This window comes from Mesorhizobium sp. M0771, from assembly GCF_040320155.1.
Classification (GTDB): domain Bacteria; phylum Pseudomonadota; class Alphaproteobacteria; order Rhizobiales; family Rhizobiaceae; genus Mesorhizobium.
Window position 1 is genome coordinate 25,671 of record NZ_JAMYPC010000014.1, and the last position, 22,603, is coordinate 48,273.

Genomic DNA, 22,603 nt, shown 5'->3' on the forward strand with positions numbered 1-22,603 from the left:
TGACTGAATTGTGCTTTGTGCGAAATCATGCACAAATAGGGAATGCTGCAACGCCCTGCCGCGGTCCTGTCGCCGACGCCCGAGCAACTCGGCAAACGCGCGCGTCGCGCCTGGCTGCTGTTTGCGGCGATCGCGCTGGTGATCGTTGCCACGGCGCTCACCGGCGCCGGCCTCTACGCGCGCCGCGCCGAGGTCGCGGCACTGGCGGCGCAAGGCCGCACCGATGCCAATCTGAAGGTTGCGTTGCTGCGCGCCGTGCTGGAAAGCCCGCGGGCGCTGCCGCTGCTCTTGTCCGAGGACCAGCAGGTGCATGACGCCCTGCAGAACAAGGGCGCTGTCACGATCGACGTGCTCAACCGCAAGCTCGAAGGGCTGGTCTCCGGCACCAAGGCTTCGGTGCTTTACGTCACCGGCGTCGACGGGTTTGCGATCGCCTCCAGCAACTGGCGCGAAACAACCAGCTTCGTCGGCAACGACTATGGTTTCCGCGCCTATTTCTCCGGCGCCATGCAATCGAGAACGGCCGAATATTTTGCGCTGGGCAACATCAGCAAGCGCCCGGGCCTCTATATTTCGCGTCGCGTCGGCAATGCGGCGGCACCGCTCGGCGTCGTCGTCGTTAAGATGGAATTCGACCAGCTTGAAGCCGACTGGCATGAGGCCAACCGGCCGGCCTATGTCAGCGACGACCACGGCGTCGTGCTGATCACCAGCGTGCCGTCCTGGCGCTTCATGACCACCGCGCCGCTGACCGGCCCGGTGGCTGCCACCATCCGGAGCAGCCAGCAATTCGGCAACGCGCCGCTGATCCCCTTGCCGATCACACGCCCCGAGGCATTGAGCCCTGACGTGTCGATGGTGCATGCGATAACACCGGGCGGCAGCGATGCCGAATATCTCAGGCTTTCGACACTGGTCCAATCGACGCCATGGCGGCTCGATTATCTCGTGCCGGTCGAAGCGCCGATCGCGGCTGCGGTGCGTGAGATGCGGCTGCTGGCGCTGGGCGTCGTGGTGCCGTTGCTGGCGCTGGCCGGCTATCTCCTGTGGCGCCGTCAGTCGGCGCAGATGCGCATCGCTGCCGAACAGGCAGCGCGCATCGAGCTTGAGCGCCGCGTCGTCGAGCGTACGCATGACCTCAGCCTGGCGCGCGACCGGCTGCAGGCCGAGATCACCGATCACCGCAGCACCGAAGCCAAGCTGCAGGTCATGCAGCAGGAATTGGTGCAGGCCAACCGTCTTGCTACCCTCGGCCAGGTTGCCGCCGGGGTCGCGCATGAGATCAACCAGCCGGTGGCGACGATCCGCGCCTATGCCGACAATGCGCGTGTGTTCCTGGAGCGCAAGCAGACCGCCTCGGCCGAGGAGAACCTTGGCGCGATTGCCGCGCTGACCGAGCGCATCGGAGGCATCACCGAAGAGTTGAAGGTCTTTGCCCGCAAGGGGCGCACGGCAGCCGAACCGGTCGAATTGCGCGGCGTCATCGAGGGCGCCGTGGTGCTGCTCAGAAGCCGCTTTGCCGGTCGGCTGGACGCACTCGATATCACGCTTCCGCCGGTAACGCTCAAGGTGATGGGCAACCGGCTGCGGCTCGAACAGGTGCTGATCAACCTGTTCCAGAATGCGCTGGAAGCGCTGGACGGGCGCGACGGCGCCAGGGTGCAGGTGTCGGCCCAGGAGACGGCCGACGGCGTGGCGCTTGCCGTCGCCGACAATGGGCCGGGCATTTCGCCTGCCATCCTCAAGTCATTGTTCACGCCGTTCAACACCTCGAAGGAAAAAGGCCTCGGGCTCGGCCTCGTCATCTCGCAGGACATCGTCGCCGACTATGGCGGACGCATCGAGGTGGCGAGCGACCAGGCCGGCACGCGCTTTACCATTCACCTCGCCAGGGCAGCATGATGGACACCGCACCGGTCGTATTGATCGACGACGATAGCGAATTGCGGAGGGCCACGCGGCAGACGCTGGAACTCGCTGGTTTTTCCGTCTCGGCCTTTGCGGTGGCGAACGAGGCGCTGGCCGGGCTCGACGCCAATTTTCCCGGCGTGGTGGTGTCCGACATCCGCATGCCCGGCATTGACGGCCTGCAGCTCTTCGACCGCGTCTTGCAGCTTGATGCCGACATTCCGGTAATCCTGGTCACCGGGCATGGCGACATCGCGGTTGCGGTCAAGGCGATCAAGGATGGCGCCTACGACTTCATCACCAAGCCTTTCGCCGCCGACCGGCTGGCGCAAAGTGTGGCACGGGCGGCGGAAAAGCGCCGGCTGGTGATGGAGAACCGCGCCTTGCGCGAAAGCGCCGAACAGGCGCAGGACGGCCTGCCGCTGATCGGGCAGACGCTGGCGATGGAGCGATTGCGCCGGACGCTGCGGCAAATCGCCGATACCGATGTCGACGTTCTGGTGACCGGCGAGACCGGCTCCGGCAAGGAGGTGGTGGCGAGCCTGCTGCATCGCTGGAGCCGCCGCGCCAGGGGCAATTTCGTGGCGCTGAATTGCGGCGCGCTGCCGGACACGGTCATCGAAAGCGAGCTGTTCGGCCATGAGGCCGGCGCCTTCACCGGCGCACAGAAGAAGCGCATCGGCCGGATCGAGCATTCGAGCGGCGGCACGCTGTTCCTCGACGAGATCGAAAGCATGCCGGCCTCGACCCAGGTGCAGATGCTGCGGGTGCTGGAAATGCGCGAGGTGACGCCGCTCGGCACCAATGAAATCCGGCCGGTCGACCTGCGCGTCGTCGCCGCCGCCAAGGTCGATCTCGGCGACGCCAGCCGGCGCGGCGCCTTCCGCGAGGATCTCTACTACCGGCTCAATGTGGTGACGATCTCGATCCCGCCGCTGCGCGAACGCCGCGACGACGTCGCCCTGCTGTTCTTCTACTTCGCCGAGCGTGCAGCCGGCCGCTTCCGCCGGCAAATGCCAGCCGTGCCTGCCTCAGTGCACCGCCATCTGAGCCAGCACGACTGGCCGGGCAATGTGCGTGAACTCGCGCATTTCGCCGAGCGTTTCGTGCTGGGACTCGAGGAAGCGGCGCAAGCGCCACCTTCCGCCCCGGCGGAGCCGGATGACGCCAGCTCACTGCCGGAACGGCTGGAACGCTATGAAGCCAATGTCATCCGCGAGGCGCTTGGCCGCAATGACGGCGATGTCCGGCGCACGATTGAAGCGCTCGGCATTCCGCGCAAGACCTTCTACGACAAGCTGCAGCGGCACCGCATCGTGCGCAGCGATTTTTCCAGGTAATTCATTTTCCAGGTATTCAGGCGTGTGGACCCGAAAGCAGGGTAGATTTTGTGAACCGGCGCAAAAAAACCGTGGCAAGTCGGCATCAGAAAGTGTTGAAGACCGCATCGGCGGCCTTCGGCACGGCGCGATCCGGTTGCGCTCGGCAGATGTTGATGATTTGTTGCCGGTCAGCGGAGAATGAATGATGCGAGAACCTGTCGGTCAAGATGAATATGGATCGACCAACCCGTTCGATCCGGACGATCTGACGAATTTGAACGCGATCGGCCCGGCCATGGGCGGCGGCAACGACTTCGAGAAATACGCCGTTGCCGTGATCATCGTCTTCGGCGCGCTGATCATTGGCGGGCTGATGGCCGCTTCCATGACCTTTGGTCACCGGAACGGCTTCCTGTTTGCGCTTGGCGGCGCAACCGCGGCCTGGATATCGGGCAATGCGCTGCTCCTCGACCGTCCCCGCATCTACGCGGCGTTCGTCGTGATCGCGGCGCTGATGCTCGTCGGGTCGACGCTTACGCTCGTCCTCTGATCAATCTCTTGTTTTGATCAGTAGCCAATCGCCTCGCCGGATGCGGCGCGGCTGTCGATGGCGCCGTTGTAGCGGGCGCCGCCGCCCTTCTCGATTTCCGCCAGGCTCTTGCCGCCGACAAGAATGCCGGCCGCCTGACCCCAGGTAGAATCCGCGAGATCGAGGTGGTAGCCCATGCCGGCCAGCAGTTTTTCAGTGTCGGGCGACAGGCCGAACGGTTCGACATAGATCGTGTCGGGCAGCCATTGATGGTGGATGCGCGATGCGTCGATCGCCTCCTGGATGTTCATGCCGTGGTCGATGACGTTGACGATGGTTTCCAGCGTGATGGTGATGATGCGCGAGCCGCCGGGGCTGCCGATAACCATGAACGGCTTGCCGTCCTTGGCGACGATGGTCGGGCTCATCGATGACAGCGGCGTCTTCTTCGGCTGGATGGCATTGGCCTCTCCCTGCACGAGACCGTAGAGGTTGGGCACGCCAGGCTTCTGGGTGAAATCATCCATCTCGTTGTTGAGCAGGATGCCGGTGCCGTCGGCGACCACGCCGGCGCCGAACGAACCGTTCAGCGTATAGGTGACCGCGACCGCATTGCCGTCATCGTCGATGATTGAATAGTGCGTCGTTTCCTTCGACTCGCCGAAGCCCTTCGGCATCAAATCCTGCGAGACGCCGGCGCGGAACGGGTCGATCTTGTCGCGGATCTCCTTGGCGTAACCCTTGTCGAGCAGTTTCGAGACCGGATTGTCGACGAAATCGGGATCGCCGAGCGCCGAGTTGCGGTCCACATAGGCGTAGCGCATCGCCTCGACCATGACATGCACGGTCTCGGCCGAGCGGGCGCCGAGATAGGACAGCGGGTAGCCCTCCAGCACGTTGAGGATTTCGCAGATGATGACGCCGCCGGAGCTTGGCGGCGGCGAGGACGTGATCTCATAGCCCCGATAGGTGCAGCTCACCGGTTGCAGCTCGCGTACCTTATATTGCTCGAAGTCTGAGTTGGCCAGAATGCCGCCCCTGGCGCCGCTCGCCTTGACGAGGGCGCCGGCGATGGCGCCTTTGTAGAAGGCGTCGGCGCCTTTTTCGGAGATGGCGGCGAGCGAGGCTGCAAGATCGGGCTGGAGGAGACGCTCGCCGGCGCCATAGGGTTTGCCGTCCGGCTTCAGGAAGATGGCGGCGGCGGCAGGGTCCTTCGCCAGCCGTGCGGCATTGCTTGCGAATGAAGCAGCGTCGCCCTGGTCGAGGATGAAGCCATCCTTGGCATAGGCAATTGCCGGCGCCATCAAATCCTGGCGTGGCAGCGTGCCATATTTTTCACGAGCCATCTCGAACCCTGCCACGGAACCCGGTACGCCGACCGCAAGGTAGCCATCAAGGCTGGCGCCCTTCACCGGATTGCCGTCCTTGTCGAGATACATGATCTTGGTTGCCGCCAGCGGCGCGCGCTCGCGGAAATCGAGGAAGGTCGATTTGCCGTCCTTGAAGCGGATGGTCATGAACCCGCCACCGCCGATATTGCCGGCATTAGGGTAGACGACGGCGAGCGCATAGCCGACGGCGACCGCCGCATCGACGGCATTGCCGCCCTTCTTCAGCACCTCGACGCCGGCTTCCGACGCCAGATGCTGGGCAGTGACGACCATGCCGTGCTCGCCCTTCGCCGGTTGAGGCGAGGCGGCATGGAGCGCGCCGGATGGCGCGAGCGCAATTGCGAGCGAAAGGGTGACGCCAATCAGCGTCCGGCGGGTCAAGGGCATGGCGGTGCTCCAAGTGCGGTGTGCCTAGAAGAGCTACATGGAGCGGCCGAGTCCATCATCAATATGAGCGAACACATATTGGTGTTCGCCTGCCGGCAGAGGCAAGCTGATCTCCCCCCTGTGGTGGAGATTAGCCAATCTCAAACAATCCCGCCTGAACCGCCCACAACCGCCGGCCGTTCCGCCGCGACCTTCGCCCGGTAGCCCGCCGCGCGATATGCGGCGACTGGATCGATGGCGCCGCCTGTGTTCAGCCGCGCCATGGCAAGGATCGGCTCGACATCGGTGCGGTAGGCAGCTTTCAGAGTCTGCGTCGCCATCAGCGCATCATTGCCGTCTTGGAAACCCTCGAGCGCCTTGCGGTCGACCAGCAGCGCCTGCGCATAGGCGCGCTGCACCTCGACTGCCGACAGCATCAGGCTTTCGATCGGGTCGGTGACGTTGTGGCTCTGGTCGAGCATGTGGGCGGGATCGAAACCCTCGGCGCCGGAAAGCTCTGCATCAACCAGTTCGTTGAAGACCAGGAACAGCCGATAGGGATCGATCGAGCCGGCATCGAGATCGTCGTCGCCATACTTCGAATCGTTGAAATGGAAGCCGCCCAGTTTTTTGAACTGGATCAGCCGCGACACGATCATCTCGATGTTGACATTGGGCGCATGGTGGCCCAGGTCGACCAGGCAGAACGCCTTGTCGCCCAGCTCCTTGGCGATCATGTAATTGGTGCCCCAGTCCTGCACGACCGTGGAGTAGAAAGCCGGCTCGTACATTTTGTGTTCGGTGAACAGTTTCCAGTCGGCGGGCAGTCCGGCATAGATCTCCTTCATGGCGTCGAGATAGCGCTCGAAGGCTTTGGCGAAATTGACCTGGCCGGGGAAATTCGAGCCGTCGCCGATCCACACTGTCAGCGCCCTGGACCCCAGCGTCTTGCCGATCTCGATGCATTCGAGATTATGCTCGACGGCCTGGCGGCGCGTGCCGGCATCGGCATGCGAAAGCGAGCCGAATTTGTAGGAGAGCGTCTGATCCCTGGCATCCGAAAAGGTGTTGGAGTTCATGGCGTCGAAGCCGAGGCCGAAGCGCGAGGCGGCCTGCTTCAGCCGGTTCGGATCGGCCTTGTCCCACGGGATGTGCAACGAGACGGTCGGTGTCGCCTGCGTCAGCTGGCTGATGACGGCGCAGTCCTCGATCTTGTCGAAAATGTCGCGCGGCTCGCCGGCGCCGGGAAAGCGGGCAAAGCGTGTGCCGCCGGTGCCGACGCCCCAGGACGGAATGGCGACGGCGAATTTCTCGACCTTGCCGCGGATGGCGTCGATGGCGATGCCGCGACGATCGAGGCGTTCCCCGAGCGAGGCGTAGTCGCGTTCGAGGTCGGGTTTGCGCTGGGCGTTGTGGCTGGAGACGAGATCGGCGGCGATGATGGTTTCGGACAAGTGCTATTCCTCCCAATGCGTTCAGTCAGCGCTGCCCCTCATCCGGCCCTTCGGGCCACCTTCTCCCCGTATAGTGACGGGGAGAAGAGAAGCGCTCCGCCCTTAACTCAGCGCGTAAAGCTCTGCGCGTTGCCGGCGTCGACGTTGATGATGTTGCCGGTGGATTTGGCCGACATGTCGGACGCCAGGAAATAAATCGCTTCGGCAATGTCTTCCGGAAACACCGAGCGCTTCAGCATCGAGCGCGAGCGGTAGTGCTCTTCGAGGTCGTCGGTCGACATCTTGTAGGCGGCGGCGCGCTGTTCCTTCCACTCGCCGGTCCAGATCTTCGAACCGCGCAACACGGCGTCCGGATTGACGACGTTGACGCGGATCTGGGCTTCCGCGCCTTCCAGCGCCAGGCAGCGGGCGAGATGGATTTCGGCCGCCTTGGCGGTGCAATAGGCGGCGGCGTTGGGTGACGCGGCAAGGCCGTTCTTGGAGGCGACGAAGACGACATTGCCGCCGATCTTCTGGGCGCGAAACAGCCGGAAGGCTTCGCGCGAGACCAGGAAATAGCCGGTCGACAATATGTCCATGTTCTTGTTCCACAGCGCCAGCGTCGTCTCCTCGATCGGCGCCGAGGAGGCGAGGCCTGCGTTGGAGACGAGAATATCAATGCCGCCGAACTCGACGGCTGTCTGGGCGAAGCCGGAAATCACCTGCTCCTCCGCGGTGACGTTGATCAGCACCGGCCGGACGAAGTCCTTGCCATAGGCTTTCGCCAGTTCGTCATTGGCGCTGGCAAGTGCGGCCTCGTCGATATCGGCCAGCACCACGCAGGCGCCTTCGCGCAGCAGCCGGCTGGCGGTGGCGCGGCCGATGCCGCCGGCGCCGCCGGTGACCAGCGCGATTTGGCCGGCGAGCGACTTCGGCTTCGGCATGCGCTGCAGCTTCAAATCCTCGAGCAGCCAGTATTCGATGTCGAAGGCCTCCTGCGCCGGCAGGCCGACATAGGACGAGACGGTCGAGGCTCCGCGCATGACGTTGATGGCGTTGACGTAGAATTCGCCAGAGATGCGGGCGGTGGCCTTGTCGCCGGCGAAGGTGAACATGCCGACGCCGGGCATCAGGTAGACCACGGCATTGGGGTCGCGGATCGGGGGCGAGTCCGGATGCTTGCAGCTGTCGTAATAGGCCTGGTAGCCGACACGGTACTCAGCAATATCGTCGGCGAGGCGCGCAATCACGGCTTCGACGTCGGGCTTCGCTGGGTCGAACTCGATAACCAGCGGGCGGATTTTTGTGCGCAGGAAATGATCCGGGCATGAGGTACCGAGTGCCGCCAGCGGGCGCAAATCCCTGGAGTTGACGAATTCGAGCACAGCGGCGGAATCGTCGAAATGGCCGAGCTTGTGGCTCTTCTCCGAAATCAGGCCGCGGATCCTCGGCATCAGTCTCGCCGCGATGGCGCGGCGCTCAGCGGCGTCTAGCGATTTGACGACTTCGCCGCCGAAGATGGCGAGACCCTCGGAGCGGCGCTCGAACCATTCGATCGCCTGGTTGATGACCGAGATCGTCGTCTCATAGCACTCCTTGGGTGTGTCGCCCCAGGTGAACAAGCCGTGGCTTTCGAGGATGACGCCCTTGGCCTCGGGGTGTTCGACGCAGAATTTCTCCAGCCAGAGGCCAAGTTCGAAGCCCGGCCGCTTCCACGGCAGCCAGCCGATGGCGTCACCGAATATCTCCTTGGTCAACGCCTTGGAATCCTTGGCCGCGGCAATCGCGATAATGGCATCGGGATGCATGTGATCGACGAACGGCTTCGGCACATAGGCGTGCAGCGGCGTGTCGATCGAGGCCGCGCGCGGGTTGAGATTGAAGGTGCAGTGGGGAAGATAGCCCACCATCTCGTCCTCATGCGCGACGCCGCGATAAAGGCCTTTCAGCGCCTGCAGTTTGTCCATGTAAAGCGTGGCGAAACCGTCCAGCTTGATCGAGGCGCTGTCGCCGCCCGAGCCCTTGACCCATAGCACTTCGACTTCGGCGCCGGAGAGCGGGTCCTTCTGCCGGATCTTGGACGAGGTGTTGCCGCCGCCATAATTGGTGACACGCTTGTCGGAGCCGAGCGTGTTGGAGCGATAGACCAGAAGCTCAGGCTCGCTCAGCCCCTTGGCTTTAGCATCGTCCCAAAGGTTGGCAAGGCGCGAGCCGGAGCGCTTGTCGAGCATGATTATCCTCCCTGGACGCAAAAGGCGCGGTCCATTTTGCCGGAAATGTCTACGCAAGCATCTCGGTTGTCAATCATAAACGATCAAGATCGATCATATTGCACTGCACAATGAAATTATATGAGCGGAAATGATTGACACTGGTGGTTTTCTAGTGCCTCATGACCATGCAGGGAGGAACCATGCACGAAAAAGAGCGCCACAGGATCATTCTGTCCGCCGTCCAGGAAAAGCCTGTGGTGACGGTGCAGGAGATGGTCGACCTGACGGACTCCTCCGAGGCGACGATCCGGCGCGATATCGCGGCTCTTCATGTGCAAAAGCGCCTGCGTCGCGTGCGTGGCGGCGCCGAGGCGATCTCGCCACCGCAGTTCATCGGCCTCGCCGGCCGGCCCTTTTCCGTCAACGAAACGCTTAACGCTTCGCAGAAGCGCGCGATTGCGCGCGAAGCGGTGGAGCTGTGCAAGGACGGCGAACCGATCATCATCAATGGCGGCACCACCACCTTCCAGATGGTGCATTTCCTGACCGGACGCCGCATGCCGATCTTCACCAATTCGTTCCCCATCGCCGAGCACCTGCTCAAGCATTCGAAGAACACCGTCATGCTGTCGGGCGGCACCATCTACCGCGAGCAGAACATCATCCTCTCGCCCTTCGACAATGACGTGACGCGTAATTTCTACGCGCGCCGCATGTTCATGGGCGCTCAAGGGCTCGGGCCTCTTGGCCTGATGGAAGGCGACCCGCTGCTGATCCAGGCGGAGCAGAAACTGATCGACCAGGCCGACGAACTGGTGGTGCTGGTCGACTCATCGAAATTCCGCCAGCGCTCGAGCCTGATCCTGTGCGGGCTCAAGCGCATCGCCACCGTCATCACCGATGACGGCATCGAGGATCGCGAAGCCAACATGCTGGAGGCCGCGGGTGTGACGCTGATCGTCGCCCGCAAGTCGGCAAAGGAAGAATCCTCGCTGCAGGCCTGAGGCCAACCGCAGCGACGATGGAATGCAACGCTCAAGGGAGGAAATACGATGAGCTTTCTGAAGAAATTGATGGTGACGGCCGCGTTCTCGGCCGCCATGTTCGTGAATGCCGCCTATGCCGAGAACGTCAAGATCGCGCTGGTGGTGAAGTCGCTCGGCAACGGCTTCTTCGACGCCGCCAATAAGGGCGCCGAAGAGGCGGCCAAGGAACTCGGCGATGTCGACATCATCTACACCGGCCCGACCAAGGCGACCGCCGAAGCGCAGATCGAAGTGGTCAATTCGCTGATCGCGCAGAAGGTCAACGCCATTGCGATTTCGGCCAATGACGCCGACGCGCTGGTGCCGGTGCTGAAGAAGGCCATGGAGCGTGGCATCACCGTCATCTCGTGGGATTCGGGCGTCGCCAAGGAAGGCCGCCAGCTGCATCTCAACCCGTCCGACACCGGCCTGATCGGCGAGACCATCATCAAGCTGGCCGCCGACTATCTGCCGGAAGGCGGCGAAGTCGCCATTCTGTCGGCTTCGTCGACCGCGACCAACCAGAACGCCTGGATCGACGCGGCCAAGAAGATCCTGCCGGAGAAATTCCCCAAGATCAAACTCGTCGCCACCGTCTACGGCGATGACGATTCGGCCAAGAGCACCGACGAAGCCAAGGGCCTGCTGAAATCCTATCCGAACCTCAAGGCGATCATCGCGCCGACCACCGTCGGCGTCGTTGCCGCTGCCCAGGTCGTCACCGACGCGAACCTGATCGGCAAGGTCAATGTCACGGGTCTGGCGCTGCCGTCGGAGTTCAAGAAGTTCATCGACAACGGTTCCAGCCAGGCGGTTGCCCTCTGGAATCCGATCGACCTCGGCTACTCCGCCGTCTACCTCGCTCATGATCTGGCGGTGAAGAAGGAAGAGGCAAAGCCGGGCGCAACGCTGTCGATCGGCCGCGTCGGCAAGGTCACGCTCGATGACAGCAACTCGGCTGCGATGGCTCCGCCCTTCCAGTTCGACAAGTCCAACATCGAAAAGTTCTCCAAGATCTATTGATCTCGGACGTCTCGGACCAAGCGCGGCGGGACCAAAATCCCGCCGCGACTTTAAACGGACCTTGTTTCAGGGCTTGATACGGATATGGACACGACAGCCCAGCACGGCATTGCGAAGGAGGAGCCCACGGGTCCTGCCCCGCGCCTGACGCTGTCCGGCGTCTCCAAAAGCTTTCCCGGCGTGCGCGCGCTGCACAATGTCAGCCTGTCGCTTTACCCCGGCCAGGTTACGGCGCTGATCGGTGAAAACGGTGCCGGCAAGTCGACGCTGGTCAAGATCATGACCGGCATCTACCAGCCCGACGCCGGCACGATCAGCATTGACGGCCAGGCCGTCACCCTGCCCAGCGCGCATGCCGCCTTCGGCCACGGCGTCACCGCCATTCATCAGGAAACCGTGCTGTTCGACGATCTGAGCGTCGCCGAAAACATTTTTCTCGGCCATGCGCCGCGCACGCGGCTAGGCACCATCGACTGGCGCACCATGCGAAAACACGCGCGCGAAGTGCTCGACACCATGCATGCCGGCCATATCGACGCCGATGCGCGGCTGAAAGACCTCGGCATCGCCAACAAGCATCTGGTAGCGGTTGCTCGCGCGATGTCGATCGATGCGCAGATCGTCATCATGGATGAGCCGACCGCAGCCCTTTCGATGAAAGAGATCGAGGAGCTTTTCCTGCTGATCGAATTCCTCAAGGAGGAAGGCAAGGCGATCCTGTTCATCAGCCACAAGTTCGACGAGATCTATCGGATCGCCGATCGCTACACCGTGTTCCGCGACGGCGAGATGGTTGGCGAGGGCCTTATCAAGGATACCGGCCAGAGCCAGATCGTGCGCATGATGGTCGGCCGCTCGGTCGATCACATCTTTCCGCAACGCAAGGCCGAGATCGGCGCGCCGGTGCTGTCGGTCGCTGGCCTTTCGCACCCGACCGAATTCAACGACATCGGCTTCGAACTGCACAAGGGCGAGATCCTCGGTTTCTACGGCCTTGTCGGCGCCGGGCGGTCAGAGGTGATGCAGGCGATATCGGGCATCACCCGCATATCGGGTGGAACGATCACGCTGGAAGGCAAGACGATCACGCCGAAATCGGCGGCGGATTCCATCGAAGCCGGCATCGTCTACGTGCCGGAGGAACGCGGCAAGCAGGGCGTGGTGATCGGCCTGCCGATCTTCCAAAACGTCTCGCTTCCCTCGCTCAAGCGCACCTCCAAATCCGGCCTGCTGCGATTGTCGGACGAATTCGCGCTCGCCCGCTCCTACACCGAGCGGCTAGACCTGCGCGCCTCGTCGCTGAGCCAGGATGTCGGCACGCTGTCGGGCGGCAACCAGCAGAAGATCGTCATCGCCAAATGGCTGGCGACGGCGCCCAAGGTGATCATCCTGGACGAGCCGACCAAGGGCATCGACATCGGCTCCAAGGCCGCCGTGCACGGCTTCATGGCCGAGCTCGTCGCGCAGGGCCTGTCGGTGATCATGGTGTCGTCGGAACTGCCGGAGATTCTGGGCATGTCCGACCGCGTCGTCGTCATGCGCGAAGGGCTGGTTGCGGCGGTCTACGATAATAAGGGGCTGGACGCCGAAACGCTGGTCCGGACGGCAGCGGGGATCGCGGCATGAAGGCTCTCCTTAAATACCGCGAGATCTGGCTGGCAGCGGCGATCGTCGTTTTGATTGCTCTGATCTCGACGCGTTTCCCGGCCTTTGCCGACCCCGGCAATCTCGCCCAGGTGTTCAACGACACCTCGATCCTGATGATCCTGGCGCTGGGACAGATGGTCGTCATCCTGACCCGCTCGATCGACCTGTCGATGGCCTCCAACCTGTGCTTCACCGGCATGGTGGTGGCGATGCTGAACGCCGCGCATCCGGCGATCCCGATCCCGCTGCTGATCGTCATTGCGCTGGCCGTCGGACTGGTGCTCGGCGCCATCAACGGCCTGCTGGTGTGGCGGCTGAACATCCCTTCGATCGTGGTGACATTGGGCACGCTCACCATCTATCGCGGCGCCACCTTCGTCCTCTCCGGCGGCGCCTGGGTCAATGCCGACAAGATGAGCCCGGACTTCATCGGCTTCCAGCGCGCAGCTTTCCTGGGCATTCCGGTTCTGTCCTGGATCGCCATACTGGTCATCGCGCTGTTCTTCGTGGTGATGACGCGAACCGCGCTTGGCCGTTCGATCTATGCCATCGGCGTCAACCCGACGGCGTCGGTCTATGCCGGCATCGATGTCGGCCGAACCAAATTCATCGTCTTCTGCATTTCCGGCATGATCGGCGGGCTCGCCGGTTATCTCTGGATTTCTCGTTATGTCATCGCCTCGGTCGAGGTCGCCAATGGCTATGAACTCAATATCATCGCCGCCTGCGTCATCGGCGGCATTTCGATTGCCGGCGGCATCGGCTCGGTCGGGGGCGCGGTGTTAGGGGCGCTGTTCCTCGGCATCATCTCCAACGCACTGCCGGTCATCAACATCTCGCCCTTCTGGCAGATGGCGATTTCAGGCAGCGCCATCATCCTGGCCGTCGTGCTCAACGCGCGCGGCGAACGCCAGCAGGGGCGGATCATTCTGAGGAAGGCGGAGGCGGCATGACCGACACCCCCGCCCCGCGCCACATTCCCGACCGGCTCGACAAGCCGCTCTCTTCAGCGATCTTTTCCTGGGAAGCGCTGCTGGTCGTCGTGGCGGTCGCCATCTTCGCCATCAACAGCTTCGCATCGCCCTATTTCCTCGATGCCTATTCGCTGTCGGACCTGACCTTCAATTTCACCGAGAAAGGCCTGATCGCCTTCGCCATGGCGCTGCTGATTATTTCGGGCGAGATCGACCTGTCGGTCGCCGCCATCATCGCGCTCGCCTCGACCATGATGGGCATGGCGGTACAGGCCGGCGCCGACACGCCGGTGCTGGTGGCTATCGGCATCGTCGTCGGGCTCGGTTGCGGCGCCTTCAACGGCCTGTTGGTGACGAGGCTCGGCCTGCCGTCCATCGTCGTTACCATCGGCACGATGAGCCTGTTTCGCGGCATTGCCTTCATCATCCTCGGTGACCAGGCCTACAAGGGCTATCCCGAGAGTTTTGCTTTCTTCGGCCAGGGCTATGTCTGGTGGGTGGTGTCGTTCGAACTGGTGCTCTTCCTCATCGCGGCCGTCGCCTACTGGTTCCTGCTGCATCGCACCAGCTTCGGCCGCCGTGTCTTTGCCATCGGCAACAATCCGGTCGCGGCACAGTTTTCCGGCGTTCGTGTCGGCCGCATCAAATTCATCCTGTTTTGCCTGACCGGGCTGATGGCCGGCATGGCCTCGGTGCTGATCACCTCGCGGCTCGGCTCGACGCGGCCGTCGATCGCGCAGGGCTATGAGCTTGAGGTCATCACCATGGTGGTGCTGGGCGGCGTCAGCATTCTGGGTGGCTCCGGCAGCATTGTTGGCGTCGTGCTCGCCGCCTTTATCATGGGGCTGGTGACCTTCGGCCTCGGCCTGCTCAACGTGCCCGGCATCGTCATGTCGATCTTCATCGGCCTGCTCTTGATCTTCGTCATCGCGCTGCCGATCGTCTGGCGACAGCTGCGTGGTAACAGCTGATGCCTGAGAAATACGCCTTCAAGATGCAGCTCAAACCCGGCATGAAAGCCGAGTACAAAAAGCGCCACGATGAGATCTGGCCGTCGCTGGTGGCGCTGCTGAGAGAGGCCGGCGTCGCCGATTATTCGATCCATCTCGATGAAGACACCAACATCCTGTTCGGCGTGCTGTGGCGGCGCGACGACCATGGCATGGCCGACCTGCCGAAGCACCCGGTGATGCAGCGCTGGTGGGCGCACATGGCCGACATCATGGAGACCAGGCCGGACAACCAACCGGTGGCCATCCCCCTGGAAACAATGTTCCATTTGGCATGAGTGGGCTGCGCCATATCGCCGTCATCGACATCGGCAAGACCAACGCCAAGGTCGCGCTGGTCGATCTCGTCACGTTGAGCGAAGTGGGGTTGCGCCGCATGGCTAACGCGCCGCTGCGGCAAGCGCCCTACCCGCATCACGATGTCGAGTCGCTGTGGACGTTTATCCTCAACAGCCTTGCCAGCCTCAACCGCGATCAGCGTATCGACGCGATTTCGATCACCACGCATGGTGCGACCGGCGTGCTGGTCGACGCCGCGGGCGAACTGGTGCTGCCTGTCCTCGACTATGAGTTCGACGGCCCCGACAGGCTGGCTACAGAGTATAGTGCGATCCGTCCGCCCTTCATTGAGACCGGGACGCCGCGCCTGCCGCTCGGCCTCAATCTCGGTGCGCAATTCTTCTGGCTTGAGAAGCGTTTTCCCACCGAATTCGCCAGGGCCGCCGCGATGCTGATGTATCCGCAATACTGGGCGCTGCGCCTGACCGGCGTTGCCGCCAACGAGGTGACCTCGCTCGGCTGCCACACCGATCTGTGGAGCCCTTGGGAGGCGGACTTTTCCTCGATGGTCGACAGGCTGGATTGGCGCAGGCTGACGGCATCGGTGCGGCCGGCCAGGGACCAGCTCGGCCCGATCCTGCCGGCGCTTGCCGCGCGCACCAGGCTCGATCCGCAGACCCCGGTTTTCTGCGGACTGCACGATTCCAACGCCTCCCTATTGCCGCATCTTCTGTCCGACGAGCCGCCCTTCTCGGTCGTCTCAACCGGCACCTGGGTGGTATCGATGGTGGTCGGCGGCAGAGAGATTGCGCTCGATGCTGCGCGCGACACGCTGGTCAATGTCAGCGCGCTTGGCGCTCCCGTCCCCTCGGCGCGGTTCATGGGTGGCCGCGAATTTTCCCAGCTGACCAAGGACAAGCCGCAGGACTGCAGCGGCAGCGAGGTGCTGGCCGTTCTGACCGGAAAAATGCTGCTTTTACCTTCTACGCAGCAGGGGTCGGGACCGTTCCCGCACCATGCCGCGGAATGGCTTGATGCCGACGGCATCAGCAAAGGCGAGCGGTTCGCCGCCATTTCCTTCTATCTGGCACTGATGACGGCGACCTGCCTCGAGCTGATCGGCGCCGACGGCCCGACCACCGTGGAAGGACCGTTTGCTCGCAACCGGCTCTTTGTCGGCATGCTGGCGGCAGCGACCGCGCGCATCGTCATCGCCTCCGAGGCGGCCACCGGCACCAGCATCGGCGCGGCACTGCTCGCATCCGATCAGCCAGTGACGCACGGCAAGGGCGAAAGAATTGAGCCGCAGACCGACCCGGTCTGGGCGGCCTATGTCACCGCGTGGCGCGCGGCAGTCGACGCGCAAGGCTGATCACAAAATCCGCTTCCCAAAGGCCGACATGACGAAGTTGACGGCGTCGGCGCCGATCCGCGGCTCCAGACCGGCGGTCAGTCCGGAAACATCCATCGACAGCAGACCGCCGGACAGCGAGATCGCCTCCATTGCCTGATGCGTCTCGCGCACCGTCAGCCCGCCGGAGCCCGCAGCCCAGCCGGCGAATTCGGTCGCCGTCGGCGAATAGCTGAGATGGAAGCCTTGCGTGCCCGAGGTGGCGATGCGGATCGCCTCGTGCATGAGGTCGCGCATGCCCATGGCGTCGATGTCGGTCATGGTGAAGGCCGAGACACGCGAATCCTTGAGCACCCTTGCCTCCGCCGGATCGGCATGGCGCAGGCCGACGATGACGACATTTTCCGGCGACAGCTGCGGCTGCAGCGCGCCGGGCTTGTGATCGAGACCGAGCGCGCGGGCCAGCACCGAGACTTCAGGCATGTCTTCGGCCTCCTCGTACTCGGGCATCAGGGCGGCGATGGAATCGATCCAGATCAGGCCGAAGGAATGCGTCGCGCGCGCCGTTGCGGTCAGCGCCTTGTGGGCGATACGGCGATCGGCGCCGGCAGCGAGCCGGATCAAGCCCGAGGGCGGCCGCTCGACGTCGGCGAGTTCGACCACGTCGAAATTCATCGCCTCCAGACGCGCGCCGGTTCCCTCGCGGGCGATAATCCCGCCGGCTTCCGGTTCGGCCGAGATCGACACCATCTTGCGGCCGGAGAAATCCGCGACGTCGTGCATCGGCGCCTTCTCGACATATTCCGAGGTCATCGCCAGAAGCATGGCGCCATAATTCATGCGGAAGGCGACACGGTCGCCGACGGTAGGTCGCGGATCGGCATCCTGCACATCGAGCAGCAGATGGTCGCTGGAAGCGCCGAGCACCCTCACCCCCTTGGCGATCGGCGTCAGCCCTTCGACCAGCACGTCCTCGCGGCCTATATTGGCGATGGCGCGCAGCCGGTCGCCCTCGTCGGCGAAGACCGGCTGGTTGCCGAAGGCGTCGTAGCCGGATGTGCCGATCGGCCGCGAAGGCTTGAGTTTGACCTCGATGATGTCGCTGGTCAGCCGGCAGGCATCGGGTTCGAGTTCGGGCCACGGCACGTCGCGAAAGGTTTCGACACCGCCTTGCAGGATCGCCTCGCCCACGCGCAGATTGTTGATGCCGGGCGGCAGCTTGCCTTCGAGCAGCAGCGTCAGCGACGACGAGGCGCCGCCGGAAATGAAGTCGAGGCTTTTGCCGGACAGGCGCTCGGTCTTGTAGGCATGGGCGACGAGTTGGCCAAGGTTCTCCGGCGTCGGCATTATGGCGCCGAAGCAGCCGAGATTGGTGCCGATGCCGGCGATGCGCACGCCCTTGAATTCCAGGATCTGCTCGACGGTGGGGATCAGGTCGCTTGGCCAGATGCCTTCGCGGAGATCGCCGAGATCGATCATCAGCATGATATCGTGGACGCGGCCCATGCGCTCGGCAATGCGCGATATCTCGCGGATGGTGGTCAGTTCCGACTGCAGGCTGATGTCGACGGTGCGCACGACCTCCTCGACGCGCGCCATGGGCGGGCTACGCAGCAGCATGACCGGCGCATTGATGCCGCTGTCGCGCAGCCGGCGGATGTTTTCGAAGCGCGATTCCGCGATGCCGGCAACACCGCCGCGCAGCATGGCCCGCGCCACTTGCGGCATGCCGCATGTGCCCTTCGTAACTCCGAACACCTTGATGCCGGACAGCGCGCAGCGCTCGACGATGGTGCGGGCGTTGCGCTCGATGCGGCCAAGGTCGATAGCGACTTGCGGTCCCGACATTTCGTCACTCAGGGTTTGTAGAATCTGTCAGCCAGATGCATCTTCCAGATCGTCGTACGATATTTGTCAAACTTTGCGCAGTGACGGCCTCAATGTTGGAAACCAGAGCAATTGTATGTGGGCACGTCTTTCGATCGGAGAGGCCGGTGACGCTGGTCGTTCATCATTTCGATGGTGAGTGGCAACTGACCTGCGGCGAACATGATCATCCTGCGGACTGTGGAGATTTCGAAGTTATCGGTCTCGGCCATTTGACCGCCAGGCAGGAAAACTTGGCACAGATTGGCCAGCTTGAGCGCGGATGGCTTGCCGAATGGGTGCACGGCGAATGGACTCGATGCCAACACGACGACTAGAGCTCCCTCAGTTCCCGTAGACCAGCCCTTGCGGGTCGATCTCCGGCTTGCGGCCGGCGACGAGGTCGGCCAGGAACTTGCCCGAGCCGCAGGCCATGGTCCAGCCGACATGGCCGTGGCCGGCGTCGAGGTAAAGGTTCTTGTATTTCGCCTTGCCGATGACCGGCACCGAGTTGGGCATCATCGGCCGCAGACCTGCCCACAACAGCGCCTTCTTCTCGTCGAAAGCGCCAGGGAAAAGGTCTTTGCCGGTGCTCAGCATGGACTTGAAGTCGCTGGGCTTGAAGCTGCGGTCGAAGCCGGTGAACTCGGCTGTCGAGGACATGCGCAGGCGGTTTCCGAGCCTGGAGTAGCCAACCAGCCGGTCCTCGTCGGCGCCGCCCATGGTCGGTCCCTTGCTCTCGTCCTCCAGCGGGATGGTCGCGCTATAGCCTTTAACCGGATAGACGGGCAGGTCGATACCGTAGCGGCGACCGATCAGGCCGCTCTCGGGGCCCATGGCGATGACGACGGCGTCGCCCGTCACCGGGCCGGCCGATGTCATGACCGCACGTACCCAGTCGCCCTCTATGTCGAGCCCCTCGACCGTGGTGTCGAACAGGAATCTGACGCCAAGCTTTTCGGCAGCATAGGCGGCGAGCCCGTCGACGAATATCCTGGAATCCCCGGTCTGGTCGATCGGCGAATAAACGCCGCCGGCGATCTTTTCCTTCACGCCCGCGAGCCCGGGCTCAAGTTCGACCAGCCGGTCGCGGCCCACGATCTCGATCGGCAGGCCATGCTTCGCCAGAAACTGGTAGTTGTCGGTGCCGGTGTCGAGGCTGTGCTGCGAGCGGAAGAAATAAAGAATGCCCTTCTTGCGCTCGTCATAGTGGATGCCGGTGGCGTCGGAGAGCGCGTTGATGCAGTCGCGCGAATAGAGCGCCAGGCGCAGTTTGACCTGGCTGTTGGCGCGCAGGCGCGCCACCGTGCACTGGCGCAGGAAGCGCAGGCTCCAGGCGAGGAAATAAGGATCGAAGCGCAGCCTGACCTTGATGCCGAGATCATGGTTCCAGAGCGCGCGCAGGAAGGTCTTCAGCGCCGCTGGCGAGGCCCAGGCGGTGGCGTCGCCCGGCGACACCAGACCGGCATTGGACTGGCTGGTGCCGCGCGCCGGCGCCGGATGGCGCTCGATAACGGTGACCTCATGGCCGTCGGCGGCCAGATAATACGCGGCCGCGGTGCCGACAACACCGGCTCCAAGCACCGTTATCTTCATGCCACCCCCCAAAGCTCTTCGCGGCGCAGCGCCTCCACGCCGCATCGCCAATGCCTTCAATAGCGCTTCGCCGCGCGCCTTGCGAGCCCTCGGAAGTGCCCGGCTCAACCCCGCGCGGAGTTCTTGCCGGTGAGGATACGCTCCCAGGCGAGCGCATCGGCGACGATCTGGTCGAGGTCGTCGCGTTGCGGGGTCCAGCCGAGTTCGGCGCGTGCAAGGTCCGAATTGGCAACCACGGCGGCGGCGTCGCCGGGGCGCCGGTCGCCCATCTTGACCTCGAAATCCCGGCCGAAGGCGCGCCGCACGCTGTCGATGACCTCGAGCACCGAATAGCCGTGGCTGTAGCCGCAATTGGCGACGAGGCTGCCGCCGCCGGCGCGCAGGCGCTGCAGCGCCAGCCGGTGCGCCGCAGCCAGGTCGCTGACATGGATATAATCGCGCATGCAGGTGCCGTCCGGCGTCGGATAATCGGTGCCGAACACCTGCATGAAGGGGCGTTTGCCGAGCGCGGTCTCGCAGGCGACCTTGATCAGATGCGTGGCGCCAGGCGTCGACTGCCCCGTCCGGCCCCTGGGATCGGCGCCGGCGACGTTGAAGTAGCGCAGCGCCGTGTAGCGCAAGGGATGCGCAAGCGCTGCATCGCGCAGCATCCATTCGCTCATCAGCTTGGACTGGCCGTAGGGCGATTCCGGCGCCAGGCGGGCATCCTCACGCACCGGCTCCAGGCCGGCGCCGCCATAGACGGCGGCGGTCGAGGAGAAGATGAAATGCGGCACGCCCTCGCGTACAGCGGTTTCGATCAGCGTACGGGTCTTGGAGGTGTTATTCTCGTAATAGGCGAGCGGATCGGCAACCGATTCCGGCACCACGATGGAACCGGCGAAGTGGATGATCGCGTCGACCTTGTTATCCCGGATGATCTGGCCGACCAATTCCCTATCGGCGACATCGCCGACGACCAGCTTGGCCTCCGGCGCCACCGCCCATTCGAAGCCCGTGGAAAGGCGGTCGAGAACGACGACGCTCTCGCCGGCATCCAGCAGTTCCCAGACCATGTGGCTGCCGATATAGCCGGCGCCGCCCGTTACCAAAACCGTCATCCGCGTCCTCTTTTACTCGTAATTTGTCGGAAACTGTCTCAATCACCGCCTTACTGGAAAGCCTGCGGCAAGGCCATTAGAAACGCCTGAATGTTAAATCCGTAACAGTCTCACCGGCCTGTGGCATCGTACGGACACAAAATTGATCCACATCAAGGGAATAGGCCACGATCTGGCATCGTTAGGAACAGGCTTGGGGCGTGGCATTTTGACCAAAACGGCCCGGTGGACGACGAATGGGCCAACGATTATGATCCCGCGCAAAACTGGGAAGGCGACATGAACTATCAGCGGTTCTTCGAGGAAGCGATCGACCAGCTCCACGCCGAGCGGCGCTACCGGGTTTTCGCCGATCTCGAGCGCATTGTCGGCAAGTTTCCGCGCGCCATCTGGCGTTCAAACGGCCGCGCCGAGGAAATCACCGTCTGGTGCTCCAACGACTATCTCGGCATGGGCCAGAACCCCGATGTCATTGCCGCGTTCCAGAATGCAGCCGGCAAGATGGGTTCGGGCGCCGGCGGCACCCGCAACATTTCCGGCACCTCGAACCCGCTCGTCGAGCTCGAGCTGGAACTGGCCGACCTGCACGACAAGGAAGCGGCGCTGGTCTTCACCTCCGGCTTCGTCTCCAACGAGGCCTCGATCTCGACCATTGCGCGGCTTTTGCCCAATTGCCTGATCATTTCGGACGAGTTGAACCATGCCTCGATGATCGAAGGCGTACGGCGCTCGGGCGCCGAAAAGAAGATTTTCCGCCACAACGACGTCGCGCATCTCGAAAGCCTGCTGCAGGTGGCGGGCCGCGAACGCGCCAAGCTGATCGTGTTCGAGAGCGTCTATTCGATGGATGGCGACATCGCGCCGATCAAGCAGATCGTCGAACTGGCCGAACGCTACAACGCGATGACCTATATTGACGAGGTCCATGCCGTCGGCATGTACGGACCGCGCGGCGGCGGCATCACCGAGCGCGAGGGGCTGGCCGACCGTATCGACATCATCGAAGGCACGCTGGCCAAGGCGTTCGGCACGCTGGGCGGCTATATCGCCGGCAACAGCGCCGTCATCGACGCGGTGCGCTCCTATGCTCCGGGCTTCATCTTCACCACGGCGCTGCCGCCGGCGATCGCCGCCGCCGCCACCACGTCCATCCGTCACCTCAAGCGCTCGCAAGCCGAGCGCGATGCGCAGCAACAGCAGGCATCGCGGACCAAGGAGGTTCTTTCTGCAGCCGGCCTGCCGGTGATGGAATCACCGACGCATATCGTGCCGGTGCTGGTCGGTGACCCCGAACTCTGCAAGATGGCCAGCGACCGTCTGCTCGGCGTGCACGGCATCTACATCCAGCCGATCAACTATCCGACCGTGCCGCGCGGCACCGAGCGGCTGCGCATCACGCCGACGCCGTTCCATACCGATGCGCTGATTGCGGGACTTCAGGACGCGCTGGTCGAGACATGGGATGCGCTCGGCATTCCCTATGGCTCCGCAGGGCGGCCCACTGTCGCCAAGAGCGACCGGATTGTGCCGCTGCTTGTGCCGAAGTCGGGCGGCTGAAGCCGCCGCCCAT

18 protein-coding genes are annotated in these 22,603 nt (G+C 63.4%); 12 read left to right on the forward strand and 6 right to left on the reverse strand.

The genetic code is table 11. The features are described 5' to 3' along the window. The first annotated feature begins 42 nt into the window (after positions 1-42). The 3 genes from NKI05_RS20655 (at position 43) to NKI05_RS20665 (ending at position 3,780) form a co-directional block, all read left to right on the forward strand. Positions 43-1,902, forward strand: a complete 1,860-nt coding sequence (locus NKI05_RS20655) for a sensor histidine kinase (RefSeq protein WP_023816202.1) — start codon at positions 43-45, stop codon at positions 1,900-1,902. Further along, positions 1,899-3,248: a sigma-54-dependent transcriptional regulator gene (locus NKI05_RS20660; protein ID WP_023669667.1), complete on the forward strand. Its 1,350-nt coding sequence runs from the start codon at positions 1,899-1,901 to the stop codon at positions 3,246-3,248. Before NKI05_RS20655 ends, NKI05_RS20660 begins: the two co-directional genes overlap by 4 nt. A 184-nt stretch (positions 3,249-3,432) precedes the next feature. Further along, positions 3,433-3,780, forward strand: a complete 348-nt coding sequence (locus tag NKI05_RS20665) for a hypothetical protein (RefSeq protein ID WP_032885862.1) — start codon at positions 3,433-3,435, stop codon at positions 3,778-3,780. A 17-nt stretch (positions 3,781-3,797) separates the two neighbouring features. On the opposite strand, the gene ggt is transcribed toward NKI05_RS20665, so the two are convergent. The 3 genes from ggt to NKI05_RS20680 all read right to left on the reverse strand — a co-directional run bounded on the left by ggt (position 3,798) and on the right by NKI05_RS20680 (position 9,180). Continuing rightward, entirely contained in the window at positions 3,798-5,537 is a 1,740-nt protein-coding gene (gene ggt / locus NKI05_RS20670; protein ID WP_023726816.1) for a gamma-glutamyltransferase, read from the reverse strand. Between the two features lie 140 nt (positions 5,538-5,677). Then, positions 5,678-6,970 (reverse strand): L-rhamnose catabolism isomerase, encoded by a 1,293-nt coding sequence (gene rhaI / locus NKI05_RS20675; RefSeq protein ID WP_023726817.1) that lies wholly within the window; start codon positions 6,968-6,970, stop codon positions 5,678-5,680. Positions 6,971-7,077: 107 nt separating this feature from the next. Then, positions 7,078-9,180 (reverse strand): bifunctional rhamnulose-1-phosphate aldolase/short-chain dehydrogenase, encoded by a 2,103-nt coding sequence (locus NKI05_RS20680; RefSeq protein ID WP_023703415.1) that lies wholly within the window; start codon positions 9,178-9,180, stop codon positions 7,078-7,080. A 182-nt stretch (positions 9,181-9,362) separates the two neighbouring features. On the opposite strand from NKI05_RS20680, the gene NKI05_RS20685 reads away from it, so the two are divergent. The 7 genes from NKI05_RS20685 (at position 9,363) to NKI05_RS20715 (ending at position 16,492) form a co-directional block, all read left to right on the forward strand. Beyond that, positions 9,363-10,166, forward strand: a complete 804-nt coding sequence (locus tag NKI05_RS20685; RefSeq protein ID WP_023669662.1) for a DeoR/GlpR family DNA-binding transcription regulator — start codon at positions 9,363-9,365, stop codon at positions 10,164-10,166. A 48-nt stretch (positions 10,167-10,214) separates the two neighbouring features. After that, entirely contained in the window at positions 10,215-11,210 is a 996-nt protein-coding gene (gene rhaS, locus NKI05_RS20690) for a rhamnose ABC transporter substrate-binding protein (RefSeq protein WP_023669661.1), read from the forward strand. An 84-nt stretch (positions 11,211-11,294) separates the two neighbouring features. Continuing rightward, entirely contained in the window at positions 11,295-12,836 is a 1,542-nt protein-coding gene (locus NKI05_RS20695; protein WP_023736115.1) for a sugar ABC transporter ATP-binding protein, read from the forward strand. Further along, positions 12,833-13,810, forward strand: coding sequence for an ABC transporter permease (locus NKI05_RS20700; protein WP_023745314.1), 978 nt, complete (start codon positions 12,833-12,835; stop codon positions 13,808-13,810). Before NKI05_RS20695 ends, NKI05_RS20700 begins: the two co-directional genes overlap by 4 nt. After that, a complete protein-coding gene (locus NKI05_RS20705) occupies positions 13,807-14,802 on the forward strand; it encodes an ABC transporter permease (RefSeq protein WP_352793052.1) in 996 nt (331 codons plus the stop codon). Before NKI05_RS20700 ends, NKI05_RS20705 begins: the two co-directional genes overlap by 4 nt. Then, on the forward strand, positions 14,802-15,119 hold the full coding sequence (rhaM, locus tag NKI05_RS20710) for an L-rhamnose mutarotase (RefSeq protein ID WP_023715347.1): 318 nt from the start codon (positions 14,802-14,804) through the stop codon (positions 15,117-15,119). Before NKI05_RS20705 ends, rhaM begins: the two co-directional genes overlap by 1 nt. Further along, positions 15,116-16,492, forward strand: coding sequence for an FGGY-family carbohydrate kinase (locus tag NKI05_RS20715; protein ID WP_023816199.1), 1,377 nt, complete (start codon positions 15,116-15,118; stop codon positions 16,490-16,492). The genes rhaM and NKI05_RS20715 overlap by 4 nt, the downstream gene beginning before the upstream one ends. Here NKI05_RS20715 and NKI05_RS20720 read toward each other — a convergent pair whose 3' ends face one another. After that, positions 16,493-18,319: an alanine racemase gene (locus NKI05_RS20720; protein WP_023816198.1), complete on the reverse strand. Its 1,827-nt coding sequence runs from the start codon at positions 18,317-18,319 to the stop codon at positions 16,493-16,495. Positions 18,320-18,465: 146 nt separating this feature from the next. On the opposite strand from NKI05_RS20720, the gene NKI05_RS20725 reads away from it, so the two are divergent. Beyond that, positions 18,466-18,675, forward strand: a complete 210-nt coding sequence (locus NKI05_RS20725; protein WP_023745309.1) for a hypothetical protein — start codon at positions 18,466-18,468, stop codon at positions 18,673-18,675. 7 nt (positions 18,676-18,682) lie between these two features. Here NKI05_RS20725 and NKI05_RS20730 read toward each other — a convergent pair whose 3' ends face one another. Together NKI05_RS20730 and galE are read right to left on the reverse strand one after the other, a co-directional pair. Then, positions 18,683-19,933, reverse strand: coding sequence for a D-amino acid dehydrogenase (locus tag NKI05_RS20730; protein ID WP_023816197.1), 1,251 nt, complete (start codon positions 19,931-19,933; stop codon positions 18,683-18,685). A gap of 104 nt (positions 19,934-20,037) precedes the next feature. Continuing rightward, positions 20,038-21,033: a UDP-glucose 4-epimerase GalE gene (gene galE, locus NKI05_RS20735; RefSeq protein WP_023816196.1), complete on the reverse strand. Its 996-nt coding sequence runs from the start codon at positions 21,031-21,033 to the stop codon at positions 20,038-20,040. A gap of 279 nt (positions 21,034-21,312) precedes the next feature. Between galE and hemA the strand changes: the two genes are divergently transcribed. After that, a complete protein-coding gene (hemA, locus tag NKI05_RS20740) occupies positions 21,313-22,590 on the forward strand; it encodes a 5-aminolevulinate synthase (protein WP_023699526.1) in 1,278 nt (425 codons plus the stop codon). Positions 22,591-22,603: the final 13 nt, after the last annotated feature.